This window comes from Streptomyces sp. NPDC004561 (assembly GCF_053602155.1).
Genome location: NZ_JBSGDB010000056.1, coordinates 1 through 17,610 on the forward strand (window position 1 = coordinate 1; position 17,610 = coordinate 17,610).

Genomic DNA, 17,610 nt, shown 5'->3' on the forward strand with positions numbered 1-17,610 from the left:
GGTTGATAGGCCGGATCTGGAAGCCAGGTAACTGGTGGAGGTGACCGGTACTAATAGGCCGAGGGCTTGTCCTCAGTTGCTCGCGTCCACTGTGTTGGTTCTGAAACCACGAACAGCCCCATGTGCCACACATGGCTGGTTGTCAGTTTCATAGTGTTTCGGTGGTCATAGCGTGAGGGAAACGCCCGGTTACATTCCGAACCCGGAAGCTAAGCCTCACAGCGCCGATGGTACTGCAGGGGGGACCCTGTGGGAGAGTAGGACACCGCCGAACAATCTTTGGGAGAACCCCGCACCATTCCGGTGCGGGGTTTTCTGCGTTTAGGGTTGTCCTCATGCGCTATGACCTGGTCATCTTCGACAACGACGGCGTGCTCGCCGACAGCGAGCCCATTTCCAATCGGCACCTGGCCGCCTATCTGACCGAGCTGGGCCATCCCACGTCGTACGAGGACTCGCTGCGCGACTACATGGGGTCGGCGATGCACAGGATCCATGAGCTGGTCCTGGAGCGGACGGGGCAGCGGCTGCCGGACGGCTTCGACGACGTGTTCCACGCGCGTGTCTTCGCCGCGTTCGAGCGGGAGTTGCAGCCCGTGCCCGGGGTGGCCGGCGTTCTGGAGAAGCTGGCCGCGGACGGGACGCCGTACTGCGTGGCCTCCTCCGGAAGCCATGAGCGGATCCGGGTGGGGCACCGGACCACCGGGCTCGACCGGTGGTTCCAGGAGGAGCGGATCTTCAGCTCCCAGGACGTGGGGCGGGGCAAGCCGGAGCCGGACCTCTTCCTGTACGCGGCCGAGCGGATGGGGGTCGCGCCGGAGCGGTGCGTGGTCGTGGAGGACTCCCCGCTGGGCGTCCAGGCGGCCGTGGCGGCCGGGATGGACGTGTACGGCTTCACCGCCATGACGCCGGCCGCGCGGCTCACGGGGGCGAACCAACTGTTCTCCACCATGGGGGAGTTGGCCGACCTGCTGGTATGACCGGTGCCACCGGCCGGTGCCTGACAATTGTCATGCGGACGTCCGGACGGTTGTTTCTACCGGCGGGCCCCCGCCGGCGGCGAAGCTGAGGGCATGACGAAGGACACGGGGGCCCAGGGCCGGAGCAAGCAGCAGACGCAGAACCCGAGCGTGCTGGACAACTTCAAGCCGCTGATCGTGGACGTGGCGGTGCCGCTCGGTTCGTACTACGTCCTCAAGGACGGCTTCGGGATGAGCGTCTTCGCGGCGCTCGCCTGGAGCAGTGTGGTCCCGGCCCTGCGGACCGCGTGGGGCCTGGTCAGGGAGCGGCGGACCAACGCCCTGGCCGGTCTGATCCTGGGCGTCAACGTCGTCTCGCTGCTGCTGAGCTTCGTCTCCGGCGACCCGCGGCTGATGCTCGCCAAGGACAGCGGCATCAGCAGCACGATCGCCATCGGGATCCTTGTCTCCGTCGTGCTCGGGAAGCCGATGATGACCGCCGGCATGAAGCCCTTCCTCATCAAGGGCGACCCGGCCAAGGAGGCCGCCTGGCAGCGGCTGACGTCGGGGGCGGCGGCCGACTCGGCGTACTTCCTGCGCAAGGAGCGGGTGTTCTCCGCGGTCTGGGGCGTGGTGCTGTTCGCCGAGTGCGTCGTGCGGGTGGTGGGCGCGTACACGATCCCCGTGGACACCATGGTGTGGCTCGGCACCGTCATCATGATCGGCGCCATCCTGATCGCCGTCGTGGTCGGCGGCGGCCTGGCCGTCGCACCCATGGAGCACATGCTGGGCGCGGAGGCGGGCCGGACCGAGGAGCCCGCGGTCGCCGTCGCCGCGTGACGCCGGCCCGAGTGGCCGGTGAAGCTGAAGGAAATTCATCTTTTGCTGGATCTACCCACAGGTAGCCCGGGGCCCTACGCTCGCCGCCATGACCGATGTGCTGCGGCGCGGTAGGGCCTCGCTGGCGTTCAGCTTCTTCGCCCAGGGCGCCACCTTCGCCCTGCTGGTGACACGGATCCCCGCCATCCAGGACCGGTACGGCGTGTCCGACGCGCTGCTGCCGGTCTTCCTGGCCGCCGTGCCGATCCTCGCCGGCGTCGGCAGTGTCACCACCGAGCGGCTGGTGCGGCGGGTGCGGCCCAGCCGGCTGCTGCGCTGGTCCCAGCCGGTGGTACTGCTGGCGCTGCTCGGCGCCGGGGCGGGCGGGCAGGAGCAGGTGGCCGCGCTGGCGGTGGCACTGGGCGTGTTCGGGCTGTCCGTCGGGGCGCTGGACGCCTCCATGAACATGCTCGGGGTGAGCCTGCAACGCACCTACGGGCGCAGCATCATGCTCAGCTTCCACGCCGCCTACAGCCTGGGCGGGATCGTCGGGGCCTCGCTGGCGTGGGTCGGGGCGCACTGGCAGCTCGCGCTGTGGGTGTCGTATCTGCCGGTGGTGGCCGTGCTGCTGCCGGCGACGCTGGTGGGGAGCCGGTGGTACGTCGACGGGGACCCGGCGCCGGCGGGCGAGGAGCAGGGCGGCGGCGGAGGAGGCGTGGTCTTCAAGCTGCTGCTGCCGCTGTGCCTGGTGATGACCTTCGCCTACATCGGGGACTCGACCGTCTCCAACTGGAGCGCGAAGTACCTGAAGGACGTGCTGGGCAGCTCGGAGCAGTTGGCCACCGTGCCGTACAACGTGTACATGGTGACCACGCTGCTGGGCCGGACCATCGGGGACGTCGGGGTGCGGCGGTTCGGGGCGGTGGCGGTCGTACGGCTCGGGACGCTGGTGGCGGCCGGCGGGTTCGCGGTGGTGGCCTCGGCGCCCGGCGCGTGGGTCGGGATGCTCGGGTTCACGCTTCTGGGCGTGGGGCTGTGTGTGCTGGTGCCGCAGACGTTCGCGGCGGCGGGGCGGCTGTTCCCCGGTGCTTCGGACGCGGCCGTCGCGCGGCTCAACATCTTCAATTACGTCGGCTTCCTGGTCGGTTCGCCGTTGGTGGGGGCGCTCGGCGATGCGTGGAGCTATCGCGGGGCGATGCTTGTGCCGATGGTGTTGGTGCTGGTGACGTTGGTGTACGCCAGGTCGTTCGCGGCTCAACCTGACCGATACGGTGGCGGGCATGAGCGGCCGCGCACAGCTGATGTGGGACGAGGCAGTAACGGGCTATGACTTCGGCCCGGACCATCCGATGGATCCGGTCCGGCTGGCACTGACCCGGAAACTGGTGGGCGCCTTCGGGCTCGACCGGGAGATGGCGGTCGTCACGGCGAAACCGGCCGGGGAGTCGACCCTGCGGCTGGTCCACCGGGAGGACTACATCGACGCCGTGAAGGCCGCGTCCGCCGATCCGGCGGCGGCCGACGGGGCGTACGGGCTCGGTACGCTCGACGATCCCGCGTTCTCCGGGATGCACGAGGTGTCCGCGCTGATCGCGGGGCAGTCGGTGGGGGCCGCGGAGGCGGTGTGGCGCGGGGACGCCGAGCACGCCGTGAACTTCACCGGCGGTCTGCACCACGCGATGCCGGGGGGCGCGTCCGGGTTCTGCATCTACAACGACGCGGCGCTGGCCATCGCACGGCTGCTGGAGCTGGGGGCCGAGCGGGTCGCGTACGTGGACGTGGACGTGCATCACGGGGACGGGGTGCAGGCCGCGTTCTGGGAGGACCCCCGCGTGCTGACGATCTCGCTGCACGAGCATCCCCGGACGTTGTTCCCGCAGACCGGGTGGCCGCAGGAGACGGGCGCGGGCGCCGGGGAGGGCGCCGCGGTGAATGTGGCGCTGCCGGCGGGCACCGGGGACGCGGGGTGGCTGCGGGCGTTCCACGCGGTGGTGCCGGAGCTGCTCGCGGACTTCCGGCCGCAGGTGCTCGTCTCGCAGCACGGTGCCGACACGCACTTCGAGGATCCGCTGGCGCACCTGGCGGTGTCGCTGGACGCACAGCGGGCGGTGCAGGTGGCGTGTCACGAGCTGGCGCACGAGTACGCCGACGGGAAGTGGGTCGCGCTGGGGGGCGGGGGCTACGCGGTGGTGGATGTCGTACCGCGGTCCTGGACGCATCTGGTGGGGATCGCCGCGGGCAAGCCGGTCGCGCCGGAGTCGATGATCCCGGAGGGATGGCGGCAGGAAGTGTACGCCCGGACCCGGCAGTTGGGGCCGCAGCGGATGACCGACGGGCGGTGGCCGGTGTCGTGGGCGGCGTGGGAGGAGGGTTACGACCCCGCCGACCGGCTCGACCAGGCGGTGCTGGCGACCCGGCGGGCCGCGTTCCCGTTGCGCGGACTGCTCCCGTGATCACCGGCCGGGCGGGCGTCCGTTAGGCCAACCGTGCGGACTTCCCCCGGTTCCGGCTCCTCGGGTGCCCCCAATGAGTCACCATCGCATCCGTGTTGACCCCCGCCGACCTCCGTGCGCATCTGCTGGCCGCGCGGCTTGCCGGGGTGGTGGGGACCTCACGGGAGGAGAGTCTGCGGAGCTATCGGCTGTTCGCGGCGCGGGACCCCCGGGCGCTGATCGGGATTGATCCGGAAAGGCCCTGGGCACAACGGGAACTGCTCGCCTTGATGGCGGACCGGTGCGGGGTTTCGGCCGATCCCCGGCATACTTCGGGCCCGGACATGATCGACCCGGAGCGGACGCTGGCCGCGCTGGACTCCTTCGCGGGGCGGCTGCGGGAGGTTGCCCTGCGTGGTGCGCCCGTGCTGTTCGGAACCGGGCACCCCCGGCCGCTGCTCGGCTTCTACGCAGGCTTGGCGGACGCGCTCTCGGCGGCGGGGTGTGAGGTGCTCACCCCCGCGCAGGGTCGCTGTGTCGACATATTGACCCGGTTCGGTCTACGCACGCACTACCTCGACTACGTACGAGGTGTCGCTCGGGCGCCCCGGTTGTGAGCCGGGCGCGCACAGCCATTCGCCACTGCCGGTTCGGGTCGTGCTGGAGGCCGCGGCGGCCGGCGAGGGGCCCCTGCCCGAACTGGTCGTAGGGGATCACGGATGGGTCTGCGGCGCAGGTCAGCTGGGGTTCGAGGCGATCGGGCTCGCCGACACCGATGATCCCGCACTGTTCGTGGGTGAGGCGGAGGGAGCCGTGTCCGTCGTCGTTCCACTTGATGATGGCGTGCGGTCTAGTTACTACCGCCCGCTCACCCGCTACGTACTCAAACGGGCCTGTCTGCCACAGTAGGCCGCCGATGGGTGCACCTCTTCCCCACTCGCATCACCCGCCCCTAGTCTGGGGAGTGAGCACGCAACGACGAAGAGTCACCGGAAGGGGAAGCCGGTGGCCGTCGAGTGCGGAAGGTTCAGGTGTGTCATGGGTGCAGCTGGCGAGAGGCCTCTGAACGAGGTTCAGTTCCTGACCGTGGCGGAGGTAGCCACGGTGATGCGAGTGTCGAAGATGACCGTGTACCGCCTGGTGCACAGCGGTCATCTGCCCGCGATCCGGGTGGGACGGTCCTTCCGTGTCCCCGAGCAAGCGGTACACGAGTACCTCCGCGACAGCTACGTGGGGGTGGAGACGGCCTGACGACACCTCCTCCGGGGGACCCCGGAGCCCCCTCGATTACGACCTCGGCGCTCGGTTGGGTAGGCTAGCCCCTCGTAGGTCGTGTGGGCCCATGGCGCCCAAACAACCGAGTGATGAGAAGTGAGCGAGGGTAGTCGTGGGCTCTGTTATCAAGAAGCGGCGCAAGCGGATGGCCAAGAAGAAGCACCGCAAGCTGCTCAAGCGCACGCGCGTTCAGCGCCGCAACAAGAAGTAAGCGGCGCCGCGAGAGGCGTGTCACGGTGGCCCCCCGCCCGCAGTGGTGGGGGGCCACCGGCATGTTCCGGCACCCGCACGTGGCCGTTGGGCGAATTTCCGTCACTTCGTGCAGTGGGCGGTCATCACAGCGCAACGTCCACCGGATAGGTTGGCCGCACACGGGGAACGCGGGATACCGGTAACGCGGGAAGGAAGGCGCTGATCTTGGGAAAGGTCGTGCTCGTCACCGGAGTGGCCCGGCAGCTGGGCGGCCGGTTCGTGCGGCGGATCCAGCGGGACCCGGAGGTCGACCGAGTGGTCGCGGTGGACGCGGTGCCACCCGCGCACCATCTGGGCGGGGCCGACTTCATCCAGGCCGACATCCGGCAGCCGACGATCGCCCGGGTGCTCGCCGAGACGGCCGCCGACACGGTCGTCCACCTCGACGTGACCGGCACCGCGCTGGGCGGCGGCAACCGGGCCACGGTCAAGGAGACCAACGTCATCGGCACCATGCAGCTCCTCGGCGCCTGCCAGAAGTCGCCGACCGTGAAGCGGCTGGTGATCAAGTCCAGCACCAACGTGTACGGGTCCGCGCCCCGCGACCCTGCCGTGTTCACCGAGACGACCCCGGCCAAGTCGCTGCCCAGCGGCGGGTTCGCGAAGGACACCGTCGAGGTCGAGGGGTACGTACGGGGATTCGCGCGGCGGCGGCCGGACGTGGCCGTGTGCGTGCTGCGGTTCGCCAACATCCTCGGCCCGTCCGCCGACACCCCGCTCGCCTCGTACTTCGCGCTGCCGGTCCTGCCGACCGTGTTCGGCTACGACCCGCGGCTGCAGTTCGCGCACGAGGACGACGTCATCGAGGTGCTGCGGATCTCCTCGCACGAGCCGCGCCGGGGCACCCTCAACAGCGGCACCTTCAACATCGCCGGTGACGGTGTGCTGCTGCTCTCGCAGTGCTCCCGCCGACTCGGGCGGCCCACCGTGCCGCTGCTGCTGCCCGCGGTGACGTGGGCCGGCTCACTGGTCCGTACGCTGGGTATGACGGACTTCTCGCCGGAGCAGATCCGGCTGCTGACCCACGGGCGGGTGGTGGACACCGTCCAGATGCGCGAGACGCTGGGCTTCACGCCCAGGTACACCACGGCGGACACGTTCGCGGACTTCGCCCGCGGCCAAGGCCCGGGGCTGCTGCCGCCCGAGGCCCTCGCGGGGGCCGTCGACCGGATCGCCGCGCTGGCCGCGCCGGGCGGCGGCCGGCCCACGACGCACAGCGCCAACTGAGGAGCGCAGCAACGATGGCGGACGCCAAGGTCATTCCGTTCGACGACGACCGGTCCCGCGGGAGCGCCACGCAGCGCCCGGCGCGGCGCCGGAGCACGGGCACCCGGCGCGGCGCGCTCGCCGAGGCCGGGGAGCTGGGGGAGGTCCAGCCCCTGCCGGGACGGTCCCGCACGCAGGAGGATGGGCCTGTGAGCGGGGAGAAGAAGCCGCCGGAGCAGTCGGGGTCCAGCGGACGGGACGGCGGCCTGGAGCGGCGCGTGGCGGCCGGGCTGGCCTTTCTGCGGCGCCGGCTGACCGGGGACTACGAGGTCGACGACTTCGGTTTCGACGAGGAGCTGACCGACCAGGTCCTGATGTCGCTGCTGCGGCCGGTGTACGAGAAGTACTTCCGGGTCGAGGTGAAGGGCATCGAGAACATCCCGGCCAAGGGCGGGGCGCTGATCGTCGCCAACCACTCCGGGACGCTGCCGCTGGACGGCCTGATGATGCAGGTCGCGGTGCACGACCACCACCCCGCGGACCGGCATCTGCGGCTCCTCGCGGCCGACCTGGTCTTCGTGCTGCCGGTGGTCAACGAGCTGGCCCGCAAGCTGGGCCACACCCTGGCCTGCGCGGAGGACGCCGAGCGGCTTCTCGCGCAGGGCGAGCTGGTCGGGGTGATGCCGGAAGGCTTCAAGGGCATCGGGAAACCTTTCGGCGAGCGGTACAAGCTGCAGCGGTTCGGCCGTGGCGGCTTCGTCTCGACCGCGCTGCGACAGGGCGCGCCGATCATTCCCTGCTCGATCGTCGGGGCCGAGGAGATCTACCCGATGATCGGCAACGCGAAGACGCTCGCCCGGGTGCTGGGCTTCCCGTACTTCCCGCTGACGCCGACCTTCCCGTGGCTCGGCCCGCTGGGCGCGATTCCCCTGCCGACCAAGTGGACGATCCAGTTCGGCGAGCCCATCCCGACGGACGGCTATCCGCCGGAGGCCGCCGAGGACCCGATGCTGATGTTCAACCTCACCGACCAGGTCCGCGAACAGATCCAGCACACGCTGTACAAGCTGCTGGTGCAGCGCAGGTCGGTGTTCTTCTGAGAGCCGGTCTCCCGGCCGGTCCGTTGGTACGACGAAGGGGCGCCCCTGCTCGGAAAGGGGCGCCCCACCGTCGTACCGTCCGGCGCTAGTTCGCTTCCTGGTTGTCGATGCCCAGCCCGGGCAGGAGGCCCGGGAGGAGCGGGGGAAGGGTGATGTCCGGGACGCTCGTCGGAGGCTTGCTGGTGGACGGCGTGCCGCTGCCGCTGCCGGTCTTCGGCGGGTCGAGCAGGCCGCCCGTGCTGCCGCCGAGCAGGCCTTCGCCGGCGCTGGCGGTGGCGGAGCCGCTCGGGTTGCCGCTGCTCGTGTGCCCGCCGGAGGACGGGGTGTCGCCGGAGGCACTGGGCGTGGTCGACCGGTGGGTGCCGGCGGAGCCGGTGGACGCCGGGCCGGAGCCCCGGTGCTTGCCGTCGCCGCCCTGGGAGGGGGGCTGCGGGAGCAGGGACTGCAGCGGGGCGACCTCCTGGTCTATGGCGTCGAAGACCGACGACACCTGCTGTTTGACGTCTCCGAGCTGCACGGGCAGCTTGTCGCTGAGCGCGCTCCACGCCTCGCGGTGGGACCGGGAGAAGGCGGAGAGCGCCTGGATCGGGCCCAGGGAGCCGGGGTCCGCCTCATAGGCCTCGTGCAGCAGCCGGTGGCCCTCGGTGACATCGTGCTGCATCCCCGAGAGGGTGCGGCGGATCTCGCCGATGGACTCGTGGTCGAGGTGGCCGCCGCGGCCGCGCTCCATGAGCCGACGGGCCTCGTTCAGCCGGGTGGAGGCCTGGTCGAGGTAGGTCTGCCCGCGCTGGTCGTTGCCGTCGCTCAGGTAGTCGAGCTTGAAGTCCTCGATGCCGCGTTTGAGGCCGTAGAGCGAGTCGCCGGGCAGGGCGTCGGAGCTGGCGGCGGCTACCCCGCCGAAGGCTCCGGCGGCCACGCCGACGCTCAGTCCGCCGGCCGCGAGGCCCTTGGTCAGCCTCGAACGCGGCCGGAGTTTGCCCAGCGGGCTCGCCCGGTGCGCCCCCTTGGCGCGGTGGGACCGCTGATCCGGTACCGATGCATCCGCCGCCCCGGCTCCCTCACGGAACATGGCCTCCATCGCGGCCACGAGCTGCGCGCGCTGGACGACCTTGACGTCGGGGTCGAGCTGCGGCTTCGGCAGTGCGCCGAGGCCCGCCGCGAGGGCCAGCAGCTCGCCCCGCTCGGTCTGTTCCTCGGCCGTCGGCGGCGAAGCCGCCTCTGCTGCGGACTGCTCGGCCGCCGTGTCCCGGTCGGACTGCTCCTCCAGGGCCTGGGCGAAGGCGTTCGCCCGCCGGTGCGCCGATACGTTCGCGATCACTGGCGGCACCTCCTCTCGTCATGACGGTCGACTCCCCAGGGGGTCCTGAGGGTTGCACGCCCACGACCACTTCCACACGATCGAGCGATCAGGGTCGGCCAGGACGTGACCACAGGGAGCCTGTATCCCGCACAACGACTGGCGCGGCACTTGGGTTACGGACGGCGGACGATCGAAGCGGAATGACAACCGGCTTTCACTGTAAGTGAGTTGAGTGTTGCCTACAGCGGTCGGAGCGGCTCGCGCGGTTTTCAGCGGGCGTCGTCCGGCAGGAGCCGGGCGAGCGTGCGGACGGCGCGGTACTGGAGGGTCTTGATGGCGCCCTCGTTCTTGCCCATGACCCGGGCCGTCTCGGCGACCGAGAGGCCCTGGAGGAAACGGAGCGTGACGCACTCCTGCTGCTGCGGGTTGAGCCGGCGCACGGCGTCGAGGAGCGCGGCGTTCGACAGCGACTCCAGGACGGAGTCCTCCGGCGAGCGCTCGACCTCGTTGGCGTCCAGCATCTCGCCGGTGGTGACCTCGAGCCGGAAGCGGCTGGACTTGAAGTGGTCGGCGACGAGGTTCCGGGCGATCGTCACCAGCCACGCCCCGAAGTCGCGGCCCTGCCAGGTGAAGGTGCCGATCCTCCTGAGGGCCCGCAGAAAGGTCTCGCTCGTCAGGTCCTCGGCGGTCGCGCGGCCGCCTACGCGGTAGTAGATGTACCGGTAGACCGTGTCGCTGTACTGGTCGTACAGCCGTCCGAAGGCCTCGGCCTCCCCCGCCTGGGCGCGTTCGACCAGGTCCATCATCCGGGCGCTGTCGCTGTCGGCGGCCGGACGGCGGGCGGTGGCGGCGCCCGTGGAACGCCCTCGTCTGCCGACCGCGGCGCTGCCCTCGGCCAGGGCGTAGCACGGGCCGACGGGCGCGGCGGCGGCGAAGGCGGGGACGGCGTACGCGGTGGGGACCAGGCCGCGCAGCGCGTCTTTGACCGATGCGACTGTTGCGCGCAGCGTAGCCAGGCCCGAGGCGTCAACCCCGACGTGTGGGTACACGGGACTCCCAGAGGCAGAGCTTCCATCACGTGCAGTGCGGAACCTTTCACCCGTCGTAGCGACGGAGAGGTACCGGTTTGCGTCTGAGGAGAATAACGCTTCGTGCAGGCACTGCTACACCGAGTTGCTCAAATCATCAGTTGCGTCGCATCTGTTACCGATTGGCGCCCTATCAAGTTCCGCAGGTTGATCGGTTGTTGACCGAAAAAGGGCAGGTTTCGGTGAAGTACGGGGCGTGTTGAAATGGCCGCGGCATAATTCGGGCGCATCGAACCACGGATGGTGCGCCGGATCGCCCCCGGCGCGTCGAACCGCGCGTGGGCCGCGACGGACCCGCGCTCGGCGCTACCGGCGTCGCCGGCTCAGCGCGATGGCCGCCGCGGTGCCACCGGCGACCGCGCCCACGCCCGCAGCCGCCGGGATGCCCACCTTCGCCGCCTTGCGGCCGGTGCGGTAGTCCCGCAGGCGCCAGTCCTTCTCGCGGGCGTGCTTGCGCAGCTTGGTGTCCGGGTTGATGGCGTAGGGGTGGCCGACCAGGGACAGCATCGGAATGTCGTTGTGGCTGTCGCTGTACGCGGCGCAGCGGGAGAGGTCCAGGCCCTCCGCCGCGGCCAGGGCGCGGACCGCCTCCGCCTTGGCCGGGCCGTGCAGGGGCTCGCCGACCAGCCTGCCGGTGTAGACGCCGCCGACGGACTCCGCGACCGTGCCGAGCGCGCCGGTGAGACCGAGGCGGCGGGTGATGACCTGGGCGATCTCCACCGGGGCAGCGGTCACCAGCCAGACCTTCTGGCCCGCGTCCAGGTGGGCCTGCGCGAGGGCGCGGGTGCCGGGCCAGATGCGGTCCGCCATGTACTCGTCGTAGATCTCCTCGCCGATGGTCTCCAGCTCGGCGACGCGGTGACCCTTGACGATGGACAGCGCCGAGTCCCGGGCGTCCTGCATGTGCTCCGGGTCCTCGACGCCGGCCAGCCGGAACCATGCCTGCTGCCAGGCGAACCTGGCGAGGTCGCGGGTCTCGAAGAACTTCCGCTTGTAGAGGCCCCGGCCGAAGTGGAACAAAGCGGCGCCCTGCATCACGGTGTTGTCGAGGTCGAAGAAGGCAGCCGCCTTGTCGTCGCCCGGCACCGGGAACTCGGGTTCCGCCGCGGCGGCGAGCGCAGCCGCCTGTGCCTCCTCGGCTTCCTGCGAGGACTTGCGGGCGGCCTCCGCCGAGGCCTCGCCTGCCAACACGCTCCGCGCCGTGGCGGAGCGCCTTCGGGGAGTGAGCCATCCGAGAGCGGCCATGTCGTGAGCATAGCCAGTCCGTTCGGTGGTTCCGGAGCCGAGACGTTCGAAGGGCGTGAACTCTGCGCGACCGAGCCGTTAAAGAAGAGGGCGGAGACGCTCCGCCGGGCGCGCGAGAATGGCCGGTATGAGTCCACTCTTCCGCCGCAAGGCCGAGCCCCGTGAGCGATTGGTCACTCTGATCCGCAAGCCGGGTTGTCATCTCTGCGACGACGCGCAGGTCGTGATCGAGAAGGTGTGCGGGGAACTCGGGGTGCCCTGGGAGCGGAAGGACATCACCGAGGACCGTTCCCTGTACGACCAGTACTGGGAGCAGATCCCGGTCGTACTGATCGACGGTGAACAGCACACCTTCTGGCGCGTGAACGAGGAGCGACTGCGCCGGGCACTGACCGAGTAGTCCAACTGATCCCGAAAGTCGCTTAGGATCAACGGTGGTCTGGTCTCGGGGGCGGGATTTGTGAGGAGAGTGTGAGGTTTTGCCCCCAGTAATGAAGGAGCGGCGGTGTGTATCCGCCAGTTCCCGCCGAGGGCGCGAAAGATGCGTGACCCCGGTCACTTCTGCCGGGCAAATCGGACACCATCTTTGTGCACGCGTTCACAAAGACATAGCCTGCATTCGACGGGGCGGTCCGGGGACGTACGACCGCCCGAAGCCCCGCTCTACCCGCAGGAGCACCGTGGCAACTGGCCGAACACACCGACCGGCGACCCGTAGCCGAGGGATTCCCGAGGCCACCGTCGCCCGCCTTCCGCTGTACCTCCGAGCCCTGACCGCACTGTCGGAGCGCTCGGTGCCCACGGTCTCCTCCGAGGAGCTGGCCGCGGCGGCGGGGGTCAACTCCGCCAAGCTGCGCAAGGACTTCTCGTACCTGGGTTCCTACGGAACGCGCGGTGTCGGCTACGACGTGGAGTATCTCGTCTACCAGATCTCCCGTGAACTCGGCCTGACCCAGGACTGGCCGGTTGTCATCGTCGGTATCGGTAACCTCGGCGCCGCCCTCGCGGGCTACGGCGGGTTCGCCTCCCGTGGCTTCCGGGTCGCCGCGCTCATCGACGCCGACCCCGGTCTCACCGGCAAGCCTGTCGCGGGCATCCCCGTGCAGCACACCGACGAACTCGAGAAGATCATCAAGGACAACGGGGTGTCCATCGGTGTGATCGCCACCCCCGCCGGCGTCGCCCAGCAGGTCTGCGACCGGCTCGTGGCCGCCGGGGTGACCTCCATCCTGAACTTCGCGCCGACCGTGCTGTCCGTCCCGGACGGCGTCGACGTGCGCAAGGTCGACCTCTCGATCGAACTTCAGATCCTCGCCTTCCACGAGCAGCGCAAGGCCGGCGAGGAGACCGCGGCCGGCGACGGCGCCCTGCCGGCCGCCGCGTCCCGTGGCGCGTCCGCCGACGATTCCGCCGACCAGGGGCCCGACGGGGACGTACCCGCCGTGATGCCGGCATGAGTCTCCTCGTCGTCGGGCTGAGTCACCGCAGTGCCCCCGTGAGCGTGCTGGAGCGGGCCGCGCTGGGCGCGGACGCCCAGATCAAGCTGCTGCAGGACACGGTCGCCGCCGAACCCGCCACCGAGGCCGCGGTGCTCGCCACCTGCAACCGCATCGAGCTGTACGCCGACGTGGACAAGTTCCACGCCGGTGTCGCCGAGCTGTCCACGCTGCTTGCCCAGCACAGCGGGGTCGGCCTGGAGGAGCTGACTCCCTACCTGTACGTGCACTACGAGGACCGCGCCGTCCACCACCTGTTCTCGGTGGCCTGCGGGCTGGACTCGATGGTCGTCGGCGAGGGACAGATCCTCGGCCAGATCAAGGACTCCCTGGCCAGGGCGCAGGAGCTGCACACCGCCGGCCGCCTGCTGAACGACCTCTTCCAGCAGGCCCTCCGGGTCGGCAAGCGCGCCCACTCCGAGACCGGCATCGACCGCGCCGGGCAGTCCCTGGTCACCTTCGGTATGGCGCAGCTCGCCGTAGGGACCGAGGTCACCGCCTGGGCGCAGGGCAGGAAGGCGCTGGTCATCGGCGCCGGCTCGATGTCCTCGCTGGCCGCCGCCACGCTCGCGCGCGCCGGGGTCGCCGAGATCGTCGTCGCCAACCGCACCTTCGAGCGCGCCGAGCGGCTCGCCCAGATCCTGGCGGAGGCCGAGGACAACGCGGTGACCGCCCGCGCGGTACGGATGGACGCCGTGCCGGGCGAGCTGACACGTGCCGACGTCGTCGTCTCCTGCACCGGGGCGACGGGCCTGGTGCTCACGGCGGAGGCGGTCGCCCAGGCGGTCGAGGGCCGCACCGGCGCCCCCGCCGCCGAGATCGCCGACAGCGCCCGTACCTCCGCCAGGACCAAGGCGCTGCCGCCCGCCGGCGTCGGCAACGACGAGAACTGCCCCCTGGACCTCGCCGCCGCGCAGCCCGGCTTCTCCCTCATGGGCGAGGCCGCGGTGGCCGGCATGGACGCGGCCACCCTGGAGCAGCACGCGGCCTGGGCCGCGGGCGGCACGGTCGACCGCCGGGAGCGCCGCACCCCCGAGGCGGACGCCGAGCTGATCACCGCGCTCGCCGCGCTCGCCGCCACCGTCGGCCGCATCCCCGAGCGGCGCAAGCCCGAGCCGGTCGCCGACGTACCGCGGCCCGCGCCCTCCCTGTTCCTCCTCGACCTGGCCATGCCCCGCGACATCGACGCGGCCGCGCACCGGCTGGCCGGGGTGCGCCTGGTGGACATCGAGTCGCTCGCGGAGGCCTCCGCCGACGCGCCGATGGCGGCCGACGTCGACCAGGTCCGGCGTATCGTCTCCGACGAGGTCGCGGCCTTCGGGGCGGCCCAGCGGGCGGCGCACATCACGCCGACCGTGGTCGCGCTGCGCACCATGGCCGCCGACGTGGTCGCCGGTGAGATAGCGCGGCTCGACGGCCGCCTGCCCGACCTGGACGAACGCCAGCGCGGCGAGATCCGGCAGGCCGTGCACCGGGTCGTCGACAAGCTGCTGCACGCGCCGACCGTACGGGTCAAGCAGCTCGCGGCCGAGCCCGGCGGCGCCGGGTACGCGGACGCGCTGCGCACCCTGTTCGACCTCGACCCCGAGACGGTGGCCGCCGTCTCCCGGGCCGTGAACAGCACAGACGAGAAGGACCGACCGGCATGACTGAGAAGGCACTGAGACTGGGGACCAGGCGGAGCAAGCTCGCCATGGCCCAGTCCGGCCAGGTGGCGGAGGCCGTCCGCCGGGTGACCGGACGCCCCGTCGAGCTGGTCGAGATCACCACGTACGGCGATGTCTCCCGCGAGGCGCTCGCGCAGATCGGCGGCACCGGCGTGTTCGTCACGGCGCTGCGTGACGCGCTGATCAGGGGCGAGGTCGACTTCGCGGTTCATTCGCTCAAGGACCTGCCGACCACGCAGCCCGAGGAACTGGTCCTGGCCGCCATACCGGTGCGCGAGGACCCGCGGGACGTGATGGTCGCGCGGGACGCCCTCAAGTTCACCGACCTGCCCCGCGGGGCGCGCATAGGCACCGGCTCGCCGCGCCGCATGGCGCAGCTGAACGCGTACGCGCGCGCCCACGGCCTGGACATCGAGACGGTCCCGATCCGCGGCAACGTGGACACCCGCATCCGGTACGTGCACGACGGCGAACTGGACGCGGTGGTGCTGGCCGCCGCCGGACTGAGCCGGATCGGCCGGATCGACGAGGTCACCGACTTCCTGTCGGTCGACACGGTTTTGCCCGCCCCCGGCCAGGGGGCCCTGGCGATCGAGTGTGCCGCGGACCGCGCGGACCTCATCGCGGCGCTCGGTGAGCTCGACGACCCGTTCACGCGGGTCGCCGTCACCGCCGAGCGGTCACTGCTCGCCGCCCTGGAGGCCGGCTGCAGCGCACCTGTGGGCGCGCTGGCCGACCTTCCCCCACTCTCGGCTCCGCTCGAGCGGGGGGACTCCCAGGCCGACAGGCAGATTGTCAAGGAAATGCGCCTGCGCGGCGTCGTCGGCACGACCGACGGCACCCGCACGGTGCAGCTGTCCACCACCGGTCCCGTGCCCCAGACGCACGACCGGGCGACGGCACTCGGTCGCGAACTCGCCACCGAGATGCTCGCCCAGGGCGCGGCCGGTCTGATGGGGGAGCGAGCACATTGAGCCCCACCACCCTTCCCGCCGGCCTTGAACACGGGCACGTCACCTTCCTCGGTGCCGGACCCGGGGATCCGGGGCTGCTGACTCTGCGCGCCGTGGAGGCGCTGTCGAACGCGGACGTCCTGATCGCCGAGCACGAGGTGCTCGACGTGATCCGGACGCACGCCCGACAGGGCGTCTCCGTCCTGCGAACGGACGCGGACCTTTCCTCGGTGTCGCCACCGGGCACGGGCACGCCGCAGCTCACGGTCGTTGACGGCACGTCAACAACCGCCGCTGCCCCGTCTCCTGCCCGGGATGCCGCTCATCTTGTCATGGAGGCTGCGCGGGGCGGCAGGCGGGTCGTGCGTGCGGTGTCCGGGGACCCGGGACTTGATACGTACGCGGCCGAGGAAATGCTCGCCTGCGCCGCCGCCGGAGTGCCCTTCGAGGTCGTCCCCGGTGTCGCGGCGGCGGTCGGCGTGCCCGCGTACGCGGGTGTGCCGCTGCGGGACGCGCAGGGCGCGGACGTCCGTTTCGTGGATGCCCGGACCGCCTCCGACCGCTGCTGGACGGAGGTGGGCGCCTCCGACGGCACGGTCGTCGTCTCGACCACCCTCGACTCGGTGGCCGCGGCGGCGGGCGAGCTGGTCTCGGCGGGCCGCAAGCCGGACACCCCCCTGACGGTCACCGTCGCCGGTACGACGACCCGCCAGCGCACCTGGACGGCCACGCTCGGCACGATCGCGCAGACGCTGAAGCAGGCGAAGGTGCTGCCGTCGCCGGACGGCGGCCGGCCGGTCATAGCCGTGGTCGGCGAGCGTTCCGCCGCCGCCCAGCGCGACCAGCTGTCGTGGTTCGAGTCCAAGCCGCTGTTCGGCTGGAAGGTGCTCGTGCCGCGTACGAAGGAGCAGGCGGCGTCGCTCTCCGACCAACTCCGGTCCTACGGCGCCGTGCCGCACGAGGTCCCGACGATCGCGGTGGAGCCGCCGCGTACGCCCCAGCAGATGGAGCGTGCGGTCAAGGGCCTGGTGACGGGCCGCTACGAGTGGATCGCGTTCACCTCGGTCAACGCGGTGAAGGCGGTCCGGGAGAAGTTCGAGGAGTACGGCCTTGACGCTCGGGCTTTTGCGGGTATCAAGGTGGCTGCGGTGGGCGAGCAGACCGCGAGGGCGCTGGTCGCGTTCGGTGTGAAGCCGGACCTGGTGCCGAGCGGGGAGCAGTCGGCCGCGGGTCTGCTGGAGGACTGGCCGCCGTACGACCCGGTCTTCGACCCGATCGACCGTGTGTTCCTGCCGCGGGCCGACATCGCCACGGAGACCCTGGTCGCCGGTCTGATCGAGCTGGGCTGGGAGGTCGACGACGTCACGGCCTACCGGACCGTGCGGGCCTCGCCTCCGCCGGCGGAGACCCGGGAGGCCATCAAGGGCGGCGGTTTCGACGCGGTGCTCTTCACCTCGTCCTCGACCGTCCGGAACCTGGTGGGCATCGCGGGCAAGCCGCACAACGTGACGGTGATCGCGTGCATCGGTCCCGCGACGGCGAAGACGGCGGAGGAGCACGGGCTGCGGGTCGACGTCATGGCGCCGGAGCCGTCCGTGCACAAGCTGGCGGAGGCGCTGGCGGACTTCGGCCTGAAGCGACGCGCTGCCGCGGTGGAGGCCGGTGACCCGGTGACCCGCCCGAGCGAGCGCCGCCCCGGGGCCCGTCGCCGCCGCACGACCACCTGAGCACCAGGGGGCTGGGCGCCCGGGGGGGGGGACCCCAGAACTGCGCCCGGCCCCGCGAAACCCGCGGGGCCCCCCCGCAAAGGAGGGGGAC

General features: G+C 71.1%; 16 protein-coding genes, 1 rRNA gene and 1 pseudogene. 15 read left to right on the forward strand and 3 right to left on the reverse strand.

The features are described 5' to 3' along the window. The first annotated feature begins 157 nt into the window (after positions 1–157). The 10 genes and pseudogenes from rrf to ACWEN3_RS10715 all read left to right on the forward strand — a co-directional run bounded on the left by rrf (position 158) and on the right by ACWEN3_RS10715 (position 8,043). Positions 158–274, forward strand: a 5S ribosomal RNA gene (gene rrf / locus ACWEN3_RS10670). A gap of 61 nt (positions 275–335) precedes the next feature. Next, positions 336–980: an HAD family hydrolase gene (locus tag ACWEN3_RS10675; protein WP_452968301.1), complete on the forward strand. Its 645-nt coding sequence runs from the start codon at positions 336–338 to the stop codon at positions 978–980. 93 nt (positions 981–1,073) lie between these two features. Next, positions 1,074–1,799, forward strand: coding sequence for a VC0807 family protein (locus tag ACWEN3_RS10680; protein ID WP_452968304.1), 726 nt, complete (start codon positions 1,074–1,076; stop codon positions 1,797–1,799). A gap of 88 nt (positions 1,800–1,887) precedes the next feature. Next, positions 1,888–3,108 carry an MFS transporter gene (locus ACWEN3_RS10685; protein ID WP_452968307.1) on the forward strand — a complete coding sequence of 407 codons (1,221 nt, stop codon included), beginning with the start codon at positions 1,888–1,890 and terminating at the stop codon, positions 3,106–3,108. Beyond that, entirely contained in the window at positions 3,059–4,231 is a 1,173-nt protein-coding gene (locus ACWEN3_RS10690) for an acetoin utilization protein AcuC (protein ID WP_452968310.1), read from the forward strand. The genes ACWEN3_RS10685 and ACWEN3_RS10690 overlap by 50 nt, the downstream gene beginning before the upstream one ends. Positions 4,232–4,323: 92 nt before the next feature. Beyond that, a pseudogene (locus ACWEN3_RS10695) lies at positions 4,324–5,119 on the forward strand (phosphatase). A 129-nt stretch (positions 5,120–5,248) separates the two neighbouring features. Next, positions 5,249–5,461 carry a helix-turn-helix domain-containing protein gene (locus tag ACWEN3_RS10700; protein WP_452968313.1) on the forward strand — a complete coding sequence of 71 codons (213 nt, stop codon included), beginning with the start codon at positions 5,249–5,251 and terminating at the stop codon, positions 5,459–5,461. A gap of 136 nt (positions 5,462–5,597) precedes the next feature. Next, positions 5,598–5,696: a 30S ribosomal protein bS22 gene (locus tag ACWEN3_RS10705; protein ID WP_003948845.1), complete on the forward strand. Its 99-nt coding sequence runs from the start codon at positions 5,598–5,600 to the stop codon at positions 5,694–5,696. 206 nt (positions 5,697–5,902) lie between these two features. Then, positions 5,903–6,964 (forward strand): NAD-dependent epimerase/dehydratase family protein, encoded by a 1,062-nt coding sequence (locus ACWEN3_RS10710; RefSeq protein ID WP_452968316.1) that lies wholly within the window; start codon positions 5,903–5,905, stop codon positions 6,962–6,964. 14 nt (positions 6,965–6,978) lie between these two features. Continuing rightward, positions 6,979–8,043, forward strand: a complete 1,065-nt coding sequence (locus tag ACWEN3_RS10715; protein WP_452968319.1) for a lysophospholipid acyltransferase family protein — start codon at positions 6,979–6,981, stop codon at positions 8,041–8,043. Positions 8,044–8,128: 85 nt separating this feature from the next. Here ACWEN3_RS10715 and ACWEN3_RS10720 read toward each other — a convergent pair whose 3' ends face one another. The 3 genes from ACWEN3_RS10720 to ACWEN3_RS10730 all read right to left on the reverse strand — a co-directional run bounded on the left by ACWEN3_RS10720 (position 8,129) and on the right by ACWEN3_RS10730 (position 11,676). Beyond that, positions 8,129–9,361, reverse strand: coding sequence for a DUF5667 domain-containing protein (locus ACWEN3_RS10720; protein ID WP_452968321.1), 1,233 nt, complete (start codon positions 9,359–9,361; stop codon positions 8,129–8,131). Between the two features lie 251 nt (positions 9,362–9,612). Next, positions 9,613–10,392 (reverse strand): ECF subfamily RNA polymerase sigma factor, BldN family, encoded by a 780-nt coding sequence (locus ACWEN3_RS10725; protein WP_452968324.1) that lies wholly within the window; start codon positions 10,390–10,392, stop codon positions 9,613–9,615. A 345-nt stretch (positions 10,393–10,737) separates the two neighbouring features. Then, positions 10,738–11,676 (reverse strand): HAD family hydrolase, encoded by a 939-nt coding sequence (locus ACWEN3_RS10730; protein WP_452968327.1) that lies wholly within the window; start codon positions 11,674–11,676, stop codon positions 10,738–10,740. 127 nt (positions 11,677–11,803) lie between these two features. On the opposite strand from ACWEN3_RS10730, the gene ACWEN3_RS10735 reads away from it, so the two are divergent. From ACWEN3_RS10735 to ACWEN3_RS10755, 5 genes are all read left to right on the forward strand, one after another. Then, positions 11,804–12,076, forward strand: a complete 273-nt coding sequence (locus ACWEN3_RS10735; RefSeq protein ID WP_452968330.1) for a glutaredoxin family protein — start codon at positions 11,804–11,806, stop codon at positions 12,074–12,076. Positions 12,077–12,356: 280 nt separating this feature from the next. Further along, positions 12,357–13,133 (forward strand): redox-sensing transcriptional repressor Rex, encoded by a 777-nt coding sequence (locus ACWEN3_RS10740; RefSeq protein ID WP_452968332.1) that lies wholly within the window; start codon positions 12,357–12,359, stop codon positions 13,131–13,133. After that, on the forward strand, positions 13,130–14,821 hold the full coding sequence (locus ACWEN3_RS10745) for a glutamyl-tRNA reductase (protein ID WP_452968335.1): 1,692 nt from the start codon (positions 13,130–13,132) through the stop codon (positions 14,819–14,821). Before ACWEN3_RS10740 ends, ACWEN3_RS10745 begins: the two co-directional genes overlap by 4 nt. Further along, entirely contained in the window at positions 14,818–15,813 is a 996-nt protein-coding gene (gene hemC, locus ACWEN3_RS10750; RefSeq protein WP_452968338.1) for a hydroxymethylbilane synthase, read from the forward strand. Before ACWEN3_RS10745 ends, hemC begins: the two co-directional genes overlap by 4 nt. Then, complete coding sequence (locus ACWEN3_RS10755; protein ID WP_452968340.1) at positions 15,810–17,519, forward strand: uroporphyrinogen-III synthase; 1,710 nt, start codon at positions 15,810–15,812, stop codon at positions 17,517–17,519. Before hemC ends, ACWEN3_RS10755 begins: the two co-directional genes overlap by 4 nt. Positions 17,520–17,610: the final 91 nt, after the last annotated feature.